Consider the following 15,636-nt stretch of genomic DNA (forward strand, 5'->3'; position numbering starts at 1 on the left):
CGACAACCAGTTCGGCGGCATCGGCAGCTTGCGTCGGCAACGATAGGAATTTTTTCTTGACTCGGTGACCTCAGCTATGGTACAAATTCGCCCATGGTGCTGATTTGCGCCAGTGACCCGCCGCACAGGCGGGTTTTTCGTTTTAATACGGATTCGTTGCCTTGCCCCACCTGACCGCCGGTTTGATTTCCGGACGGCATGTGCTACGGGCGCGGGCATCCATCACACCAGTCGTGAAAGGCTGCCAGCCCATGGCCGTCGCCGCCAAGAACATTCCCGCACCAGACCTTGTTCCCGTGCGTCGCGCCCTGCTCTCCGTTTTCGACAAGACCGGCCTCATCGATTTCGCCAAAGCGCTGGCAGCCGCAGGCGTAGAGCTGGTCTCGACCGGCGGCACGGCAAAGGCGATCGCTGACGCGGGCCTTCCGGTGCGCGACGTCTCCGAGCTCACCGGTTTCCCCGAGATCATGGACGGCCGCGTCAAGACCTTGCATCCTGGGGTGCATGGCGCGCTGCTTGGCGTGCGCGACGATCCGGAGCATTCCGCGGCAATGCGCAAATACGGCATCGAGCCGATCGATCTCGTCGTCTCCAATCTCTATCCGTTCGAGGAGGTCCGCCGCTCCGGCGCCGACTACGCGTCGATCGTCGAAAACATCGACATTGGCGGGCCGGCGATGATCCGCGCCTCGGCCAAGAACCACGCCTATGTCGCCATCGTCACCGACCCCGGCGATTACGCCTCGGTGCTGAATGCGCTGGAGATGAACATCGGCTCGCTGTCGCTGGATTTCCGCAAGAAGCTGGCCGCCAAGGCCTTCGCCCGCACCGCCAGCTATGACGCGGCGATCTCCGGCTGGTTCGCCGAAGCGCTCGAGATCGAACATCCGACATGGCGCGCCTTTGGCGGCAGGTTGGTCGAGGTGATGCGCTATGGCGAGAACCCGCATCAGAGCGCCGGCTTCTACGTCAACGGCGACAAGCGCCCGGGCGTCGCCACGGCGCGCCAGCTGCAGGGCAAGCAGCTATCCTACAACAACATCAACGACACCGACGCCGCCTTCGAACTGGTCGGCGAGTTCGACCCCGACCTTTCCGCCGCCGTCGCCATCATCAAGCACGCCAATCCGTGCGGCGTTGCCGAAGGCGACTCGCTGAAAGCCGCCTACGCCAAGGCGCTGGCCTGCGACCCGGTCTCGGCCTTCGGCGGCATCATCGCCGTCAACCGCACCCTCGACGCCGAGGCGGCGGAAGAGATCGTAAAAACCTTCACCGAGGTAATCATCGCGCCCGGCGCCACCGACGAGGCAGCGGCCATCGTGGCGGCGAAAAAGAATTTGCGCCTGCTGGTCACCGGTGGGCTGCCGGACCCGCGCACGCCGGGTACGACGGTCAAATCCGTCGCCGGCGGCCTGCTCATCCAGGGCCGGGACAACGCCGTCGTCGACGACCTCGAACTGAAAGTGGTGACCAAGCGGGCGCCGACGCCGGCCGAAATGGCCGACCTGAAATTCGCCTTCCGCATCGCCAAGCACGTCAAGTCCAACGCCATCGTCTACGTCAGGGACGGCGCCACCGTCGGCATCGGCGCCGGCCAGATGAGCCGGGTCGATTCCTCACGCATCGCCGCCCGCAAGGCACTCGACGCCGCCGAGGCCGCGGGCCTTGCCGAACCGCTGACCAAGGGCTCGGTCGTCGCCTCCGACGCCTTCTTCCCCTTCGCCGATGGCTTGCTGTCGGCAATCGCCGCCGGCGCCACCGCCGTCATCCAGCCGGGCGGTTCGATGAACGACAAGGACGTCATTGCCGCTGCCGACGAGCACGGCATCGCCATGGTGTTTACGGGGATCAGGCATTTCCGGCATTGAGCGCCCTTACCCTCCCGCTTGTGGGGAGGGTCGGCGAACGATCTTTGCGAAGCAAAGTTCGTGAGACGGGGTGGGGACAGCGCCGCACCCCCACCCCGCTCCGCTTCGCGGATCGACCCTCCCCACAAGGGGGAGGGTAAACTCACTCCACCGGCCGGTCCGCCGGATAGGGCGTCTTGACCAGGATCGCCATGCCGATGCCCAGGAACAGCACGATCACCGCCATGCCGAGCCGCGCTGAGCCGCTGGCCAGGGTGACGGACGCGACCATGAACGGCGCCAGGAAACTGGTCGCCCGCCCGGCCAGTGCATAAATGCCGAAATAGCGGCCGGATTCTGCCGCCGTGACGCTGCGCGCCATGTAGGATCGCGACGACGCCTGCACCGGCCCGAAAGCCACACCGATCAACAGGCCGAAGAAGATGTAGGCTTTTTCCGCTGCCGTGCCGAACAGGCCGCCCCTGTCCGGCCCAGGCATCATCCAGAGGCCGAACAACGTGTAGCCCGGCCCGGTCGAGACGATGCCGATCGTGGCGATGCTGAGCAGGACCAGCGAGATCATGACGATGGTTTTTGAGCCAAGCGCCGTATCGAGACGGGCTGCAACCAGGCAGCCGAAGATGGCGACGACGTTGAGAATGATGCCGAAAATACCGATCTCGGTGATCGACCAGTGGAACATCGCAGCGGCGAAGGTGCCACCCAACGCCAGCAGCGCGTTGACGCCGTCCTGATAGATCATGCGGGCTACCAGGAAGCGGAAGATGCCGCTGCGCTTGCGCACCTCACCCAGTGTCACTTTCAGCTCCGCCAACCCCTCTCGGACAGCCGGACCGATCGGCAGGCCCTTGATGGCGTCGGGGGTGAAAAAGAACATCGGCAGGATGAACAGGAAGTACCAGCCGGCTGACAAAGGCCCGGTTGCGCGCGCGTCCTCGCCGAGCTTCGGGTCGAGCCCGAAGAGCGGGTCGATGCCGATGATCGTCTTGCCGGTCTCAGGCGAACCGGCCAGGCAGGCGACGACGAAGATCAGCACGATCATGCCGCCGAGATAGCCAAGCCCCCAGGCCATGTTGGAAATCCGGCCGATCTCGCTCTTCGGCACCAGGCGCGGCATCATCGAATCGTTGAACACGGTCGAAAACTCCGCCGCCACCGACGCCAGCGAAAAGAACAGCACGACCAGGAAAAGGTTCGAACCGGGGGCCGCGAACCAAAGCATGCAAAGGCAGGTGACCTTGACCGCGGCAAAGAATGCGATCCACGGCTTGCGCGGTCCGGTCTGGTCGGCGATCGAGCCGAGTATCGGCGACAGCACTGCAATGACAAGGCCGGCCGCAGCAATGCCGTAGCCCCAGGCCGCCTGCCCGGTTTCCGGATCGCTCGCCATCCGCGACACGAAATAAGGCCCGAAGATGAAGGTGGTGACGACGGTGAAGAACGGCTGCGCCGCCCAGTCGAACAACATCCATCCCCAGATGCCGCGCCCGGACGCACGCTGCACTGTTTCTACCGTCATGATGATCCCCCGGCACCGGTTCCGTGTCGGGCGCCATGTCTGCATGTTTCATGCGCTCATGCAATGAACCAAGCTTGGTGTGCCGTCCCTTGCCCCTGCCGCGCGTTCACTGTTCGAAAGCCAAGCAATTGGCTTTCGTCCGCGACGCGGACCAAGCCCTTATTTTTTCTCGTGAGGGAAGTCGGACCGAAGGTCTGGCGCCGCCCTCCACCCCCTGCTTCGCGGCGATTGCCGCCGGCGCGAATTTCTTGATTATTAAGTTGACTCTTTTTGTCCGGTTTGACTAATTGCGCTCGCGCAGGGCCGGAAAGTCGCCGGTCGAACGGCTCGATATGGTCTGACAGGGAATAAGAGATGACGATTGGTCGACAGGCATTGCCGCGCACTCAGGTAAGGCGATTGATTGCGAGCAGTGCCTTGATAGCGGCATCTTTTGGAGCGGTGGGGGCCGGCCGGGCCCAGGAGGTTTCGCCGGACGATGCAACTCAACTGGAAACCATCGTCGTCACCGGCAAGTCGGACCGCCTTGTCGGGCCCGATCAAACGATCGTCGCCGAGGATACGGCGACCGCCACCAAGACCGATACGCCGATCGTCGACGTTCCCGCCTCGGTTTCAGTGGTAACCCAGAAGGAACTGGAGGCGCGCCATGTCGAAAGCCTGCAGCAGGCCGTGGCCTACACATCCAGCGTCCTCACCGACGAGTTCGGCAACGATGACCGATACGACTATATTCGCATCCGCGGTTTCGACCAGACATCGCTCGGTACCTATCGCGATGGTCTCACGGCGCGCATCCCCGCCTGGTTCACGGCCAGCCGTCTCGAGCCTTACGGACTTCAGCGCGTGGAGGTCCTGAAGGGATCGACATCGACGCTTTTTGGTCTCAACGGCCCTGGCGGGCTGGTCAATGCCATCACCAAGCGGCCGCTGGACCAGAAGCAGGGGGAGATTTACACGTCCTATGGCGACGGTACCAAGGAGGTTGGCGTTGATTTTGGCGGGCCAATCGACCCCGATGGCGTGTGGACCTATCGGCTCACAGGGCTGGCCAAGGATGGCGATCAAGGATGGGATTATTCCAACGACGATCGGCTTTACATCGCGCCCGCGTTGACCATCAAGCCCGAGGAAGGAACGTCGCTCACCATCCTGACTGACTATTACAAGCGAGATGGCACAGGCGCACGCGGCACCCCGGCTGGCGGCAATATCGACATCGGCACATTCCTGGGCGAGCCGGATTTCAACCGCTTCAACACGGAGCAGGTCGATATCGGCTACCAGTTCGAGCACGAGTTCAACGAGAACCTCACCTTGCGCTCCAATGCCCGCTACACGCATTTGAGCCTCGACTACGCCGAGGTCTACGGCGCGTCGCTTGACCCCACGGCGGACCGCACGGCATTTTCCGTCGATGGCCTGTCCAACCGCTATGCCTTCGACAATCAGTTGCAATACGATACGGGCTGGGGCGGGATCGACAGCAAGACGCTTGTCGGCGTCGACTACGCCAACGACAACACCCGTGAAAACATTCTCTTCGGCACCGCCGGTCCCATCGACATCGACAATCCGGCCTATTGCGGTCTGTCCTGCATCAATCTCGGCCCCTACGTGAACTGGCGGGTCAAGCAACAGGCAGTCGGTGTCTATGCCCAGGAGCAATTGACGTTTGACGACCGCTGGATCGTCACCCTGGGTGGGCGCTGGGACCGCGTGCATACGACGGCGGACTATCTCGACTCGGGAACGCAGGACGACGACACGGCATCCGCCTTCACCAAGCGCGCCGGCCTGACCTACAAATTCACTCCGAACCTCGCGGTCTACGCCAACTATTCGGAAAGCTTCCAGCCGCTCGTGGCGCCAAGCGGCAACGGATATGCGGTCTCGGGTTCGCTGAAGCCTCAAGAGGGCAGGCAGTATGAGGCAGGTATCAAGTACAAGCCCGACGGCTTCGACGGCCTGTTCACGGCCGCGGTCTTCGACCTTACCCAAACCAATGTTCCCACCTATGTCACGCCTGTTGTCCAGCAGCAGATCGGCAAGGTTGGCGTCCGCGGCATCGAACTCGAGGGCAAGGCCGCCATTGCGGAAAACCTGAACCTGACGCTTGCCTATTCCTACTGGGATGCCGAGATCCTGGAAGACGGTATTGGAGGAAATGCCGGCAATCGGCCGCAGCGTGTCCCTCGCCACCTGGCTTCGGCCTGGGTTGATTATACGCTACCCGAGGAGGGACGGCGTGGCGACCTGACCATCGGCGGAGGCGTGCGCTATATCGGACAAACCTACGGGGATGACGCGAACACGACTTCGATTGGCGGCTACGCACTGGTGGATGCGGCGATCAGCTACAAGATGACCAAGGACGTGACGTTGGCCCTGAACGCAACGAACCTGTTCGACCGGAAGTATTTGACAACCAGCTATTACGGAACCGAATTTTACGGCGACCGGCTGAAGATCGTCGGCACGCTCAAACATTCCTGGTGAGCTTTTTGAACGCCGGTTTCGAAGCGGATGGCATTCGAAAAGAGCCACACGCATCCGGTAATGCGTGTGGTGATCGTCGGCGGTTCACATCCCCGTCAGATCGCTCATCAGCCCCGACGCCACCGACAGCCGCGACACGGTGATGTCGCCGCCCTCGGTCAGCGCCTGCAGCCGCTCGCGGATGCGCGCCACCCGCTCGCCGCCGGCGTCCAGCCAGGCAACCACCGGATCGGCCGTCTTGGCGTGGCCGGTGAGTGCCGCCACCGCGATGCCGCGCCGTGCCGCGCCGATCGTGTCGGTGGCGCGCGACAGTGCCAGCTGATCATAGTAGTCCGAAGGCGTGATCGAGCGTGCGGCGTCCTCGACACGCGGGATGCGGAAGGCATCGCTGACGGCGAAGAACGCCTTGGCCGCGGCGACGATATCGGCGCCGGCGGTGCGCGCCGTCAGCGCGATGTCGGGGATAAGTTCCGCCACCTCGCTCAGCGCCAGTTGCCCGGCCAGCCCTTCCGGCGCGCCGCTCTTGAACAGCCCGTGCCGCTTCTCCTCGATGCGCTCGCGCGAGAAAGCCGGCAGCAGCGCAACGAGCTTCGGTTCCAGCGCCTTGCGTGCTTCCTGCAGCTCGGCGATGCGCTGGCCGAGGGGTGCCGTGCCGGCATCGTTCTTGAGATACCAGCCGCTGGTCACGTAGATCAGCCGGCTGACCATCTGATAGAGATCGAGCTGCACCTGGCCGTCGATCTGGTTGTCGAGCGCGTCGATCTCGCGATAGAGCGCCGGCAAGGCAAAACCGTCGCGCACCATCGCGAAGGTCCGCACCACGTCGGCGGCGGTGCGCCCCGTGGCTTCCTGCAGCCGGTTGACGAAGGACGGGCCGCCGCGATTGACCAGGTCGTTGGCGACGACCCGTGTGATGATCTCGCGGCGCAGCCGGTGGCCATGGATCTCTGTGGCGTATTTCTTCGCCATCCGGTCGGGAAAATAGCCCATCAGGTCGCGGTCGAAATGCGCGTCATCAGGCACGTCGCTGGCGACGATGTCGGAAAACAGCACGATCTTGGCATAGGCGAGCAGCACGCCGAGTTCGGCTCTCGTCAGCGGTTCGCCGCGCGCTTCGCGCTCGGCGAGCGCTGACGGCGACGGCAGCGTCTCCACAGTGCGGTCGAGCAGGCCACGCGCTTCCAGCGCCGTCATGAAGCGGCTCTGATGCGCGATGTCGGCGAGGCCGCGCTTGCGGGCGATCGAAAGCGCCAGCGTCTGCTGGTAGTTGTTCGACAGCACCAGCGAGCCGACCTCGTCGGTCATCTCGGCCAGCAGCTTGTTGCGTGCCGGGCGCGTCAACGACCCCTTGCGCATGGCGGATGCCAGCGCGATCTTGATGTTGACCTCGACGTCGGAACAGTTGACGCCGCCCGAATTGTCGATGGCGTCGGAATTGCAGCGGCCGCCATTCAGGCCGAACTCGATGCGCGCCCGCTGCGTGACGCCGAGATTGGCGCCCTCGCCGATCACTTTCGCCCGGACATCGAGCGCGGTGATGCGAATGGCATCGTTGGCGCGATCGCCGACTTCGGCGTTGGTTTCGGTCGATGCCCGCAAATAGGTGCCGATGCCGCCGAACCACAGGAGATCGACAGGGGCCTTGAGGATGGCGGTCATGATCTCGACCGGCGTGGCGGCGGTCTTGGCCAGGCCGATCGCCGCCGCCGCCGCCGCCGGCAAGGTGATCGATTTCTGGTTGCGCGAGACGATGATGCCGCCTTCCGACAGTTTCGTCTTGTCGTAGTCCTGCCAGCTCGAACGCGGCAGCGCGAACATGCGCTCGCGCTCGGCCATCGAGGCTGCCATGTCGGGATCGGGGTCGATAAAGATGTCGCGATGGTCGAAGGCGGCGATCAGCCGGGTTTTCGGCGACAAAAGCATCCCGTTGCCGAACACGTCGCCCGACATGTCGCCAACCCCGACGACCGTGAAGGACGAGGTCTGGATATCGCGGTTGATCTCGCGGAAATGCCGCTTGACCGCTTCCCAGGCGCCCTTGGCGGTGATGCCCATCTTTTTGTGGTCATAGCCGGCCGAGCCGCCGCTGGCGAAGGCGTCGTCGAGCCAGAAGCCGTGCTTCTCCGAGATCGCGTTGGCGGTGTCGGAGAAGGTCGCCGTGCCCTTGTCGGCGGCAACGACGAAATACGGATCGTCCGGGTCGCGTCTGATGACGCCGGCCGGGGGGATGACACCGTCGAGACCGATATTGTCGGTGATCGACAGCAGGCTGGAGACGAAATTCTTGTAGGCCGAGGTGCCTGCCTCGAAGATCGCGTCGCGACCGGCGCTCATCGGCAGCTTCTTCGGATAGAAGCCGCCCTTGGCGCCAACCGGCACGATGACGGCATTCTTGACCTGCTGTGCCTTGACCAGGCCGAGCACCTCGGTGCGGTAGTCCTGGGCGCGGTCGGACCAGCGCAGGCCGCCGCGCGCCACCGGACCGAAGCGCAGATGCAGGCCTTCGACCTCGGAACCGTAGACGAAGATCTCCCGCCACGGCCGCGGCGCCGGCAAGCCCTCGACCGCGTGCGAATCGAGTTTGATCGCCAGCGACTGGCCTTTCTCTTTCGTATCGGCAACGAAATGATTGGTGCGCAGCGAGGCTTCGATCAGATTGAGATAGCGCCGGATGATGGTGTCGTCATCGATGTTCGGCACATCCTCCAGCGCGTCCTTGATCTTGGCCTTGAGGTGCTTTGCGGCCACCACGCCTTCGGTCTCGGCCGTCGGGCCAAGCCGGGCGATGAACAGCGCATGCAGGCCCCGCGCTATGTCGGGATAACGATTGAGCGCGGCGGCGATGAAATCCTGGCTTTGCGGAATGCCCACCTGCTGCAGATAGCGGCCATAGGCGCGCAGGATCGTGATCTCGCCCGACCACAAGCCGGCGGTCTGGGCAAGGCCGTTATAGCCGTCATTGTCGACGTCGCCGCGCCAGACGGACAGGAACGCGTCCTCGAACAGCCCGCCGCCGTCAGTCAGGTCGATCGGCTTGCCGTAGCTGTTCTCCAACTCCATGTCATGGATGAAGACCAGGCCGGATTGTTCGTCGCCGACCTCGAAGGTGCGCTCGCTGATGACGCGGAAGCCGATGTTTTCCAGCACCGGCACCCGCCGCGACAGCGCCACCGGGCTGCCATGGTGATAGATTTTCAGCGACGCCTGATGCGGTTTCTGCTCGGCATGACGATAATAATCGATGGCGATCGGATTGCCGGCGCTGATCTTGGCAATGCGCCTGGCATCGGCCAGCGCCACCGCCGCGCTGAACGAATCGCGGTAGCTTTCCGGCAGCCGCGCGGCAATCGCCTTCAAAGCCTGGTCGCCGCCACTGGCCTCGGCCGCATCGGAAAGGGCGTCCTCCCAGGTACGCACGATGTCGCGGATCGCCGCCTCTATCGTCGCTTGCTCGACCTTCGGCGTCTTGCCGCCGGAGCGGCCGATGATGAAGTGCACGCGCGCCAGCCCGCCTTCGGGGAAGGCCGGGTAATAGGCCGACAGCCGACCTTCGAATACGGTCTTCAGATACGAGCCGATCTTCTCGCGCACGACGCTGTCGTAACGGTCGCGCGGCACGAAGACGAGGATCGAGACGAAACGGTCGAACTGGTCGGCGCGCACCAGCGCCCGCACGCGTGGCCGCTCGACCAGGCCCAGAATGGCAGCGGCGTGCTTCCTCAGGATCGGCACCGGCACCTGGAACAATTCGTCGCGCGGATAGCTTTCCAGCACGTTGATCAGCGCCTTGCCGGAGTGATCGTGCCGGTCGAAGCCGGACTTGGCGATGATGGTTTCGGCTTTTGACCTCAGATACGGGATCTTCATCACCGAGCGCGTGTAGGCGGTCGAGGTGAACAGGCCGACGATGCGCAATTCGCCCGCGAGCGTACCCTTGGCGGTGTAGGTCTTGATGCCGATGTAATCGAGATAGATGCGGCGGTGCACGGACGACTTGGCATTGGCCTTGGTGACGATCAGCGGCTCCGGCCCGTGCAGGAAGGCGCGGATTTCCGGCGTCGTCGTCACCGCTTCGGTGCCGCGCCTGAGCACCAGCACGTCGGGGTCGGACAGGATGCCGAGGCCGGGCTTTTCAGCGCGCTCCAGCGTACCGCTTTCTTCGCCGCCGGTGTATTTGAACTCGCGCATGCCAAGGAAGGTGAAATTGTCGTCGCGCAGCCACTCCAGGAAGGCGAGGGCCTCGGCAACGCTCTTCTTGTCGAGCGGCACGGCCGTATAGCGGAATTCCGAGATCGCCTGATCGAGGCGGGCCAGCATCGGCCTCCAGTCGTGAACGGCGGCATGAACCTGGCCAAGGATCTTGCGCAGCCGCTCGCTCAATCCGCTCGCCTGCTCGGATGTCACCCGCGGGATGTGGACATGGATGACGCTAAGCCGGTCGTGGCTGCCATCGTCCTTGGCGAAATTGCCGTCGCCGAGGATTTCTTCCACGCCGCCCTTGCCGTGGCGCACCACGATAACCGGATGGGTGACCAGGGTCGGTTCGCCCGATGTCTCGGTGATCTCGCCGAGGATGGAATCGAACAGGAACGGCATGTTGTCGTTGACGACCGTGACAACCGTCATCGGGCGGCCGTCTCGCACAACGCCCGAATCGGCATCGACGGCGACGACGCACTCGCCTTTCCTGTGAGTGGCGACTGCCTGGCCGGCGAGATCGGCAGCCCGCTCCAGGTCGGCCACATCGTAGGGAGCAATGTCTTCAGCTGGCGCGCGGGCGAGCAGATAGTCTGCAAGCCTGGCCGGCCTTTCCTCCGCTTTAATCGCTGCCGTGGCTTTTTTCTTCGGCTTGCTCGCGGATTTCACGCTGGCCATGACGCACGTCCCTCCCGTCGAATGCTTTTACGAATATGGTAGCAGATGACCGCTGTTTGGCGACAAAGGTTTGACGGCTTGCCAAGAATTATCGGAATTTGGCGACAAGATGCCGCGCAACGAGGAGAAATGACCCATGACCGGCAAAATCAGCGCGCTTGATCTTGGCCAGGGAGAGCTGAGCGAGGCGACAAAAACCTATTTCGCCAAATGCGAGGAGAAGCTCGGCCTCGTCCCCAACGTGCTCAGGGCCTATGCCTTCGACGACAGAAAGCTGCGCGCCTTCACCGACATGTACAACGATTTGATGCTGGGTGAGTCCGGGCTGACCAAGCTGGAACGCGAGATGATCGCGGTCGCCGTCTCCTCGATCAATCATTGCTACTATTGCCTGACCGCGCATGGCGCGGCGGTGCGCCAGCTCTCCGGCGACCCGCCGCTCGGCGAAATGATGGTGATGAATTTCCGCGCCGCCGATCTTTCGCCCAGGCAGGTGGCAATGCTCGAATTCACCGTCAAGCTGACGCAAGAGCCGGCCAAGATCGTCGAGGCAGACCGGGCCGCGCTGCGTCAGGCCGGCTTCACCGATCGCGACATCTGGGACATCGCCTCGACCGCTGCCTTCTTCAACATGTCGAACCGCGTGGCCGCGGCAATCGACATGCGCCCGAACGACGAATACCACGCCATGGCACGGTGAATTTGCTTTCTTCTCCCCTTTTTACGGGGAGAAGATGCCGGCAGGCAGGCGAGGGGCACCAACGTCTGTGAATCGAGGGCCAACTTTGCGCTGCCCCTCACCCGACCCTTCGGGACACCCTCTCCCCGTAAGCGGGGCGAGGGAACGTCACCGAGCAGCGATCGCCGCCGCGGCGCCGGCCATCGTCGTCGCGCTGACGCGGTTGGCGATCTTCATGGCGCGTTTGCTCTTCAAAAGCTTGCGCGCCTGTGATGCGGCGAGCACCCAGGCGAGATCGATGGCGACCAGCACCACGGCCATGGTCGCCGTCAGCTCGACCCAGCCGACGATGCTGACCGAAGCGAGGTCGATGATGGTCGGCAGCAGCGCCAGGTAGAACATCATGATCTTGGGATTGCCAAGCGTCACCGCCATGCCGGCGAAGAACAGCTTTGCCGGAGAATCCTCGCGCGGCATCTCGCCCCCTTCTGCATCGACAGGCGCGGTCCACATTTTCCAGGCGAGGTAAGCGAGATAGGCGACGCCGACCCATTTCACCACGACGAAAGCGAAATGGAAGGTCTGCGCCACGACAGCCAGGCCGAACACCGCCAGCGACAGCCAGATGCCCTCGCCGATCCACATGGCGAGCAGGAACGGGAACACGTCGCGAAACCCTTTCGAGATAACGCGCGCAACGAGCGCCGCGATCGAGGGGCCGGGCGAACCGGCGGCAACGAACAAAGCGGCGGCGAAGATCAGGAGCGAGGTGGGGTGCATAACCGGGGTCTCTGGTTGAAAACCTTCGATTTCGGATATTAGCGCAAGTGGCTCGGCTGCGGTAGCACCGACAAAAGACCCTTGTCGGTCCAGCATCTCGCGGCTAGAAAGGCCGCCGCGAAACAATTTTGAGCGTCACTTTGCCTACGTAGCCGCCGGTCTCGTCAACTCCCCCGACACACTGCATGACTCCGCATTCGCGGTGTCTGTTTTCATTTCATGTGTTCTTCTGGGCGGCGGTTCGAGACCGGTTTGGCACTGCTGAACCGTTGTTGCGCGCTGCCGCCCGTGACATCCGATTTCCGATCATAGCAAGCGACCGCCACGCCGCGCCCGCATGGGCATCTCGACATCGCCGGCCTGATGAACTTCCCGACGGGAAGGGCTTATCGGCATGTCTGGACTCCAGCGTATCCACTGGGCAATCGCGCCCAAGACCGCACCTCGGCCGCTCATCAGCTGCAGTCGTTGCGGCACTGTGAAGGCCTATTGCAGCAGCGGGAAATTCCGCGTCAACGCCAACGGCAAACGCATCGACGTGTGGCTGATCTATCGCTGCATCGACTGCGACAACTCCTGGAATTTCGGCATTTTCGAGCGCTGCAACCGCCGCGACATCGACCCGACGCTGCTGGCGGCGCTCGAACGCAACGATCCTGCACTCGCTCACCGTCATGCCTTCGATGTAATCGCGTTGCGCAACCGGATCGGGCGCGTCGAGGAGTTCTCCGATGTCAGCATTCACAAGCGCAGGCTCGGCGACACCGGGGAAGCCGCGACCGTGTTGGAGATCCAGCTTGGACTGGAAATGCCGACATCGCTGCGACTCGACCGGCTGCTCGCTGGCGAACTCGGCATCTCGCGATCACGGCTTCAGGCGCTGGAGGAGAGGCGGCTGCTCATCGTTGACCCGGATGGCGCAAAGGCCCTGCGCAAGCCTACCCGCGCGGGAATCGCGATCCGCATCGATCTGGCCGGCGAGGCCGATCGGCAGGCCATCATCTCGGCTGCCGGTGGATGAACGAAAAAGGGGCGGAACACTGGTTGCTCCGCCCCTATCGACTGTCGGAAAATAGAGAGCTTACGCCGCGCCGACCACCTTGGACGACTTCTCGAACCGCTTGCGCTCGTTCGGATCGAGATAGAGCTTGCGCAGCCGAATGGTCTTGGGCGTCACTTCGACCAGTTCATCGTCCTGAATCCAGGCCAGCGCGCGTTCCAGCGTCATGCGGATCGGCGGCGTCAGCTTGACCGCCTCGTCCTTGCCGGCGGCACGGATGTTGGTCAGCTTCTTGCCCTTGAGCACGTTCACTTCAAGATCATTGTCGCGGCTATGGATGCCGATGATCATGCCCTGATACACCTTGACGCCCGGATCGATGACCATCGGGCCGCGATCTTCCAGGTTCCACATGGCGTAGGCGACCGATTCGCCCTGTTCGTTGGAAATCAGCACGCCATTGGTGCGGCCCGGCAGCTCACCCTTGTAGGGCTCATAGGCGTGGAAGAGCCGGTTCATCACGGCGGTGCCGCGCGTGTCGGTCAAAAGCTCCGACTGGTAGCCGATCAGGCCACGGGTCGGCGCGTGGAAGACGATGCGCTGGCGATTGCCGCCGGACGGGCGCAGTTCGACCATCTCGGCCTTGCGCTCGGACATCTTCTGCACGACGACGCCGGCATGCTCCTCATCGACGTCGATGACGACTTCTTCGACCGGCTCCAGCAATTCGCCGTTCTCGCCCTTCTGCATGACGACGCGCGGACGCGACACGGCGATTTCAAAGCCTTCGCGGCGCATCGTCTCGATCAGCACGGCCAGCTGCAATTCGCCGCGGCCGGAGACGAAGAACGAATCCTTGTCGGGCGATTCCTCGATCTTCAGCGCGACATTGCCTTCGGCTTCGCGCAGCAGGCGGTCGCGGATGACGCGGCTGGTCACCTTGTCGCCTTCGGTGCCGGCCAGCGGACTGTCATTGACCAGGAACGACATCGTCACGGTGGGCGGATCGATCGGCTGCGCATGCAGCGGTTCGCTTACGCTCGGGTCGCAGAACGTGTCGGCGACGGTGCCCTTCGACAGGCCGGCAATGGCGACGATGTCGCCCGCCTGCGCTTCTTCGATCGGCTGGCGCTCAAGGCCGCGGAAGGCCAGGATCTTCGAAATACGGCCGGTTTCGATCTGGGTGCCGTCATGGTGCAGCACCTTGACCGGCTGGTTGGCCTTCAGCGTGCCGCTCTCGATACGGCCGGTGATGATGCGGCCGAGGAACGGATTGGCTTCCAGGATGGTGCCGATCATGCGGAACGGGCCGGGATGAACGGTCGGCTCCGGCACATGCTTGATGACGAGGTCGAACAGCGGTCCCAGCTGCTGGTCCTTGGGTCCTTCCGGATTTTCCGAAACCCAGCCATCGCGGCCTGAACCGTACAGAATCGGGAAGTCGAGCTGCTCGTCGGTGGCGTCGAGCGCCGCGAAAAGGTCGAACACCTCGTTGACCACCTCGACGTGACGGGCGTCCGGACGGTCGATCTTGTTGATGACGACGATCGGCTTCAGGCCGACCTTGAGCGCCTTGCCGACGACGAACTTGGTTTGCGGCATCGGCCCTTCGGCTGCGTCGACCAGCACGATGGCTGAGTCCACCATCGACAGGATGCGTTCGACCTCGCCACCGAAATCGGCGTGGCCGGGGGTGTCGACGATGTTGATGCGGGTATCCTTCCAGTCGACCGAAGTCGCCTTGGCCAGGATGGTGATGCCGCGTTCCTTTTCGAGGTCGTTGGAATCCATGGCGCGCTCGGCGACGCGCTGATTGTCTCGGAAGGAGCCGGACTGCTTCAAAAGCTGGTCGACCAGGGTGGTCTTTCCATGGTCGACGTGCGCGATGATCGCGATATTACGGATTTTCATGTTCTGGTCTCGGAAGCGTTGCAGGCAGCAGGCCAAAAGGCGCTGCCTCTTTCGGTTGCGCGGCTCATACAGGGTTTTTCGCAGTTGCGAAAGAGGAGGAGCGTCACCAAATACTCATCAAATCTTAAGCATCTGCGTGTGAGATGATTTTGTTAACCAAGGCGGGAACCCTTTGGGGCCCGGGCAGTTCAAACGTCATGACCGATAAACTCAACCGATTCTGGCCGCTCATCGCGTCTGTTGCCTTCGCCGTCCTGCTGGCGGCCAACGCCGCACAGTCAGCCGCGACGATGAAGGAATCACGGCCTGCCTTGCTGTCAGAGGCACAGTCGGCCGAGCAGATTTTCGCCGACGCACCAGACGGCGTCGACCCGATGGTGACCGGCCCGGTCAGCGCCGCCTTCAAGCAGCGCCAGGACTCCGCCAACTGCGACAGCGCCGTCTGGCCGAATATTCCCATGGTCTGCTACCCGGACTAGTCAGCGCTTCACCCCCCGCCCCGTCT

The 15,636-nt window shown here is 63.2% G+C and carries 9 protein-coding genes; 5 read left to right on the forward strand and 4 right to left on the reverse strand.

Going from position 1 to position 15,636, the window contains the following annotated elements; translation table 11 throughout:
* Nucleotides 1–251: 251 nt before the first annotated feature.
* Nucleotides 252–1,868, forward strand: coding sequence for a bifunctional phosphoribosylaminoimidazolecarboxamide formyltransferase/IMP cyclohydrolase (gene purH, locus NP503_RS16015; protein WP_127273763.1), 1,617 nt, complete (start codon nucleotides 252–254; stop codon nucleotides 1,866–1,868).
* Between the two features lie 142 nt (nucleotides 1,869–2,010).
* Here the strand turns inward: purH and NP503_RS16020 are convergent, their stop codons facing one another.
* Nucleotides 2,011–3,387, reverse strand: coding sequence for an MFS transporter (locus NP503_RS16020; RefSeq protein WP_127268919.1), 1,377 nt, complete (start codon nucleotides 3,385–3,387; stop codon nucleotides 2,011–2,013).
* A 354-nt stretch (nucleotides 3,388–3,741) separates the two neighbouring features.
* Here NP503_RS16020 and NP503_RS16025 point away from each other — a divergent pair, with 354 nt between their 5' ends.
* Entirely contained in the window at nucleotides 3,742–5,886 is a 2,145-nt protein-coding gene (locus NP503_RS16025; protein ID WP_127268917.1) for a TonB-dependent siderophore receptor, read from the forward strand.
* Nucleotides 5,887–5,970: 84 nt separating this feature from the next.
* Here NP503_RS16025 and NP503_RS16030 read toward each other — a convergent pair whose 3' ends face one another.
* Nucleotides 5,971–10,761, reverse strand: coding sequence for an NAD-glutamate dehydrogenase (locus NP503_RS16030; RefSeq protein WP_127328088.1), 4,791 nt, complete (start codon nucleotides 10,759–10,761; stop codon nucleotides 5,971–5,973).
* Between the two features lie 136 nt (nucleotides 10,762–10,897).
* Between NP503_RS16030 and NP503_RS16035 the strand changes: the two genes are divergently transcribed.
* Nucleotides 10,898–11,461, forward strand: a complete 564-nt coding sequence (locus tag NP503_RS16035; protein ID WP_127269517.1) for a peroxidase-related enzyme — start codon at nucleotides 10,898–10,900, stop codon at nucleotides 11,459–11,461.
* Between the two features lie 147 nt (nucleotides 11,462–11,608).
* On the opposite strand, the gene NP503_RS16040 is transcribed toward NP503_RS16035, so the two are convergent.
* Complete coding sequence (locus NP503_RS16040; protein ID WP_127272477.1) at nucleotides 11,609–12,220, reverse strand: LysE family translocator; 612 nt, start codon at nucleotides 12,218–12,220, stop codon at nucleotides 11,609–11,611.
* Between the two features lie 394 nt (nucleotides 12,221–12,614).
* Here NP503_RS16040 and NP503_RS16045 point away from each other — a divergent pair, with 394 nt between their 5' ends.
* Nucleotides 12,615–13,241, forward strand: a complete 627-nt coding sequence (locus NP503_RS16045) for a DUF1062 domain-containing protein (protein WP_127267941.1) — start codon at nucleotides 12,615–12,617, stop codon at nucleotides 13,239–13,241.
* A 60-nt stretch (nucleotides 13,242–13,301) separates the two neighbouring features.
* Here the strand turns inward: NP503_RS16045 and typA are convergent, their stop codons facing one another.
* Nucleotides 13,302–15,131 carry a translational GTPase TypA gene (gene typA / locus NP503_RS16050; protein WP_023811726.1) on the reverse strand — a complete coding sequence of 610 codons (1,830 nt, stop codon included), beginning with the start codon at nucleotides 15,129–15,131 and terminating at the stop codon, nucleotides 13,302–13,304.
* Between the two features lie 197 nt (nucleotides 15,132–15,328).
* Here typA and NP503_RS16055 point away from each other — a divergent pair, with 197 nt between their 5' ends.
* Entirely contained in the window at nucleotides 15,329–15,610 is a 282-nt protein-coding gene (locus tag NP503_RS16055; RefSeq protein WP_236382934.1) for a hypothetical protein, read from the forward strand.
* Nucleotides 15,611–15,636: the final 26 nt, after the last annotated feature.

Source organism: Mesorhizobium sp. SEMIA396 (assembly GCF_024518615.1).
Lineage (GTDB): Bacteria > Pseudomonadota > Alphaproteobacteria > Rhizobiales > Rhizobiaceae > Mesorhizobium.

Coding starts and splice junctions, on each gene's coding strand:
- purH (WP_127273763.1), top strand. CDS start 252: ATGGCCGTCGCCGCCAAGAACATTCCCGCACCAGACCTTGTTCCCGTG.
- NP503_RS16025 (WP_127268917.1), top strand. CDS start 3,742: ATGACGATTGGTCGACAGGCATTGCCGCGCACTCAGGTAAGGCGATTG.
- NP503_RS16035 (WP_127269517.1), top strand. CDS start 10,898: ATGACCGGCAAAATCAGCGCGCTTGATCTTGGCCAGGGAGAGCTGAGC.
- NP503_RS16045 (WP_127267941.1), top strand. CDS start 12,615: ATGTCTGGACTCCAGCGTATCCACTGGGCAATCGCGCCCAAGACCGCA.
- NP503_RS16020 (WP_127268919.1), bottom strand. CDS start 3,387: ATGACGGTAGAAACAGTGCAGCGTGCGTCCGGGCGCGGCATCTGGGGA.
- NP503_RS16030 (WP_127328088.1), bottom strand. CDS start 10,761: ATGGCCAGCGTGAAATCCGCGAGCAAGCCGAAGAAAAAAGCCACGGCA.
- NP503_RS16055 (WP_236382934.1), top strand. CDS start 15,329: ATGACCGATAAACTCAACCGATTCTGGCCGCTCATCGCGTCTGTTGCC.
- typA (WP_023811726.1), bottom strand. CDS start 15,131: ATGAAAATCCGTAATATCGCGATCATCGCGCACGTCGACCATGGAAAG.
- NP503_RS16040 (WP_127272477.1), bottom strand. CDS start 12,220: ATGCACCCCACCTCGCTCCTGATCTTCGCCGCCGCTTTGTTCGTTGCC.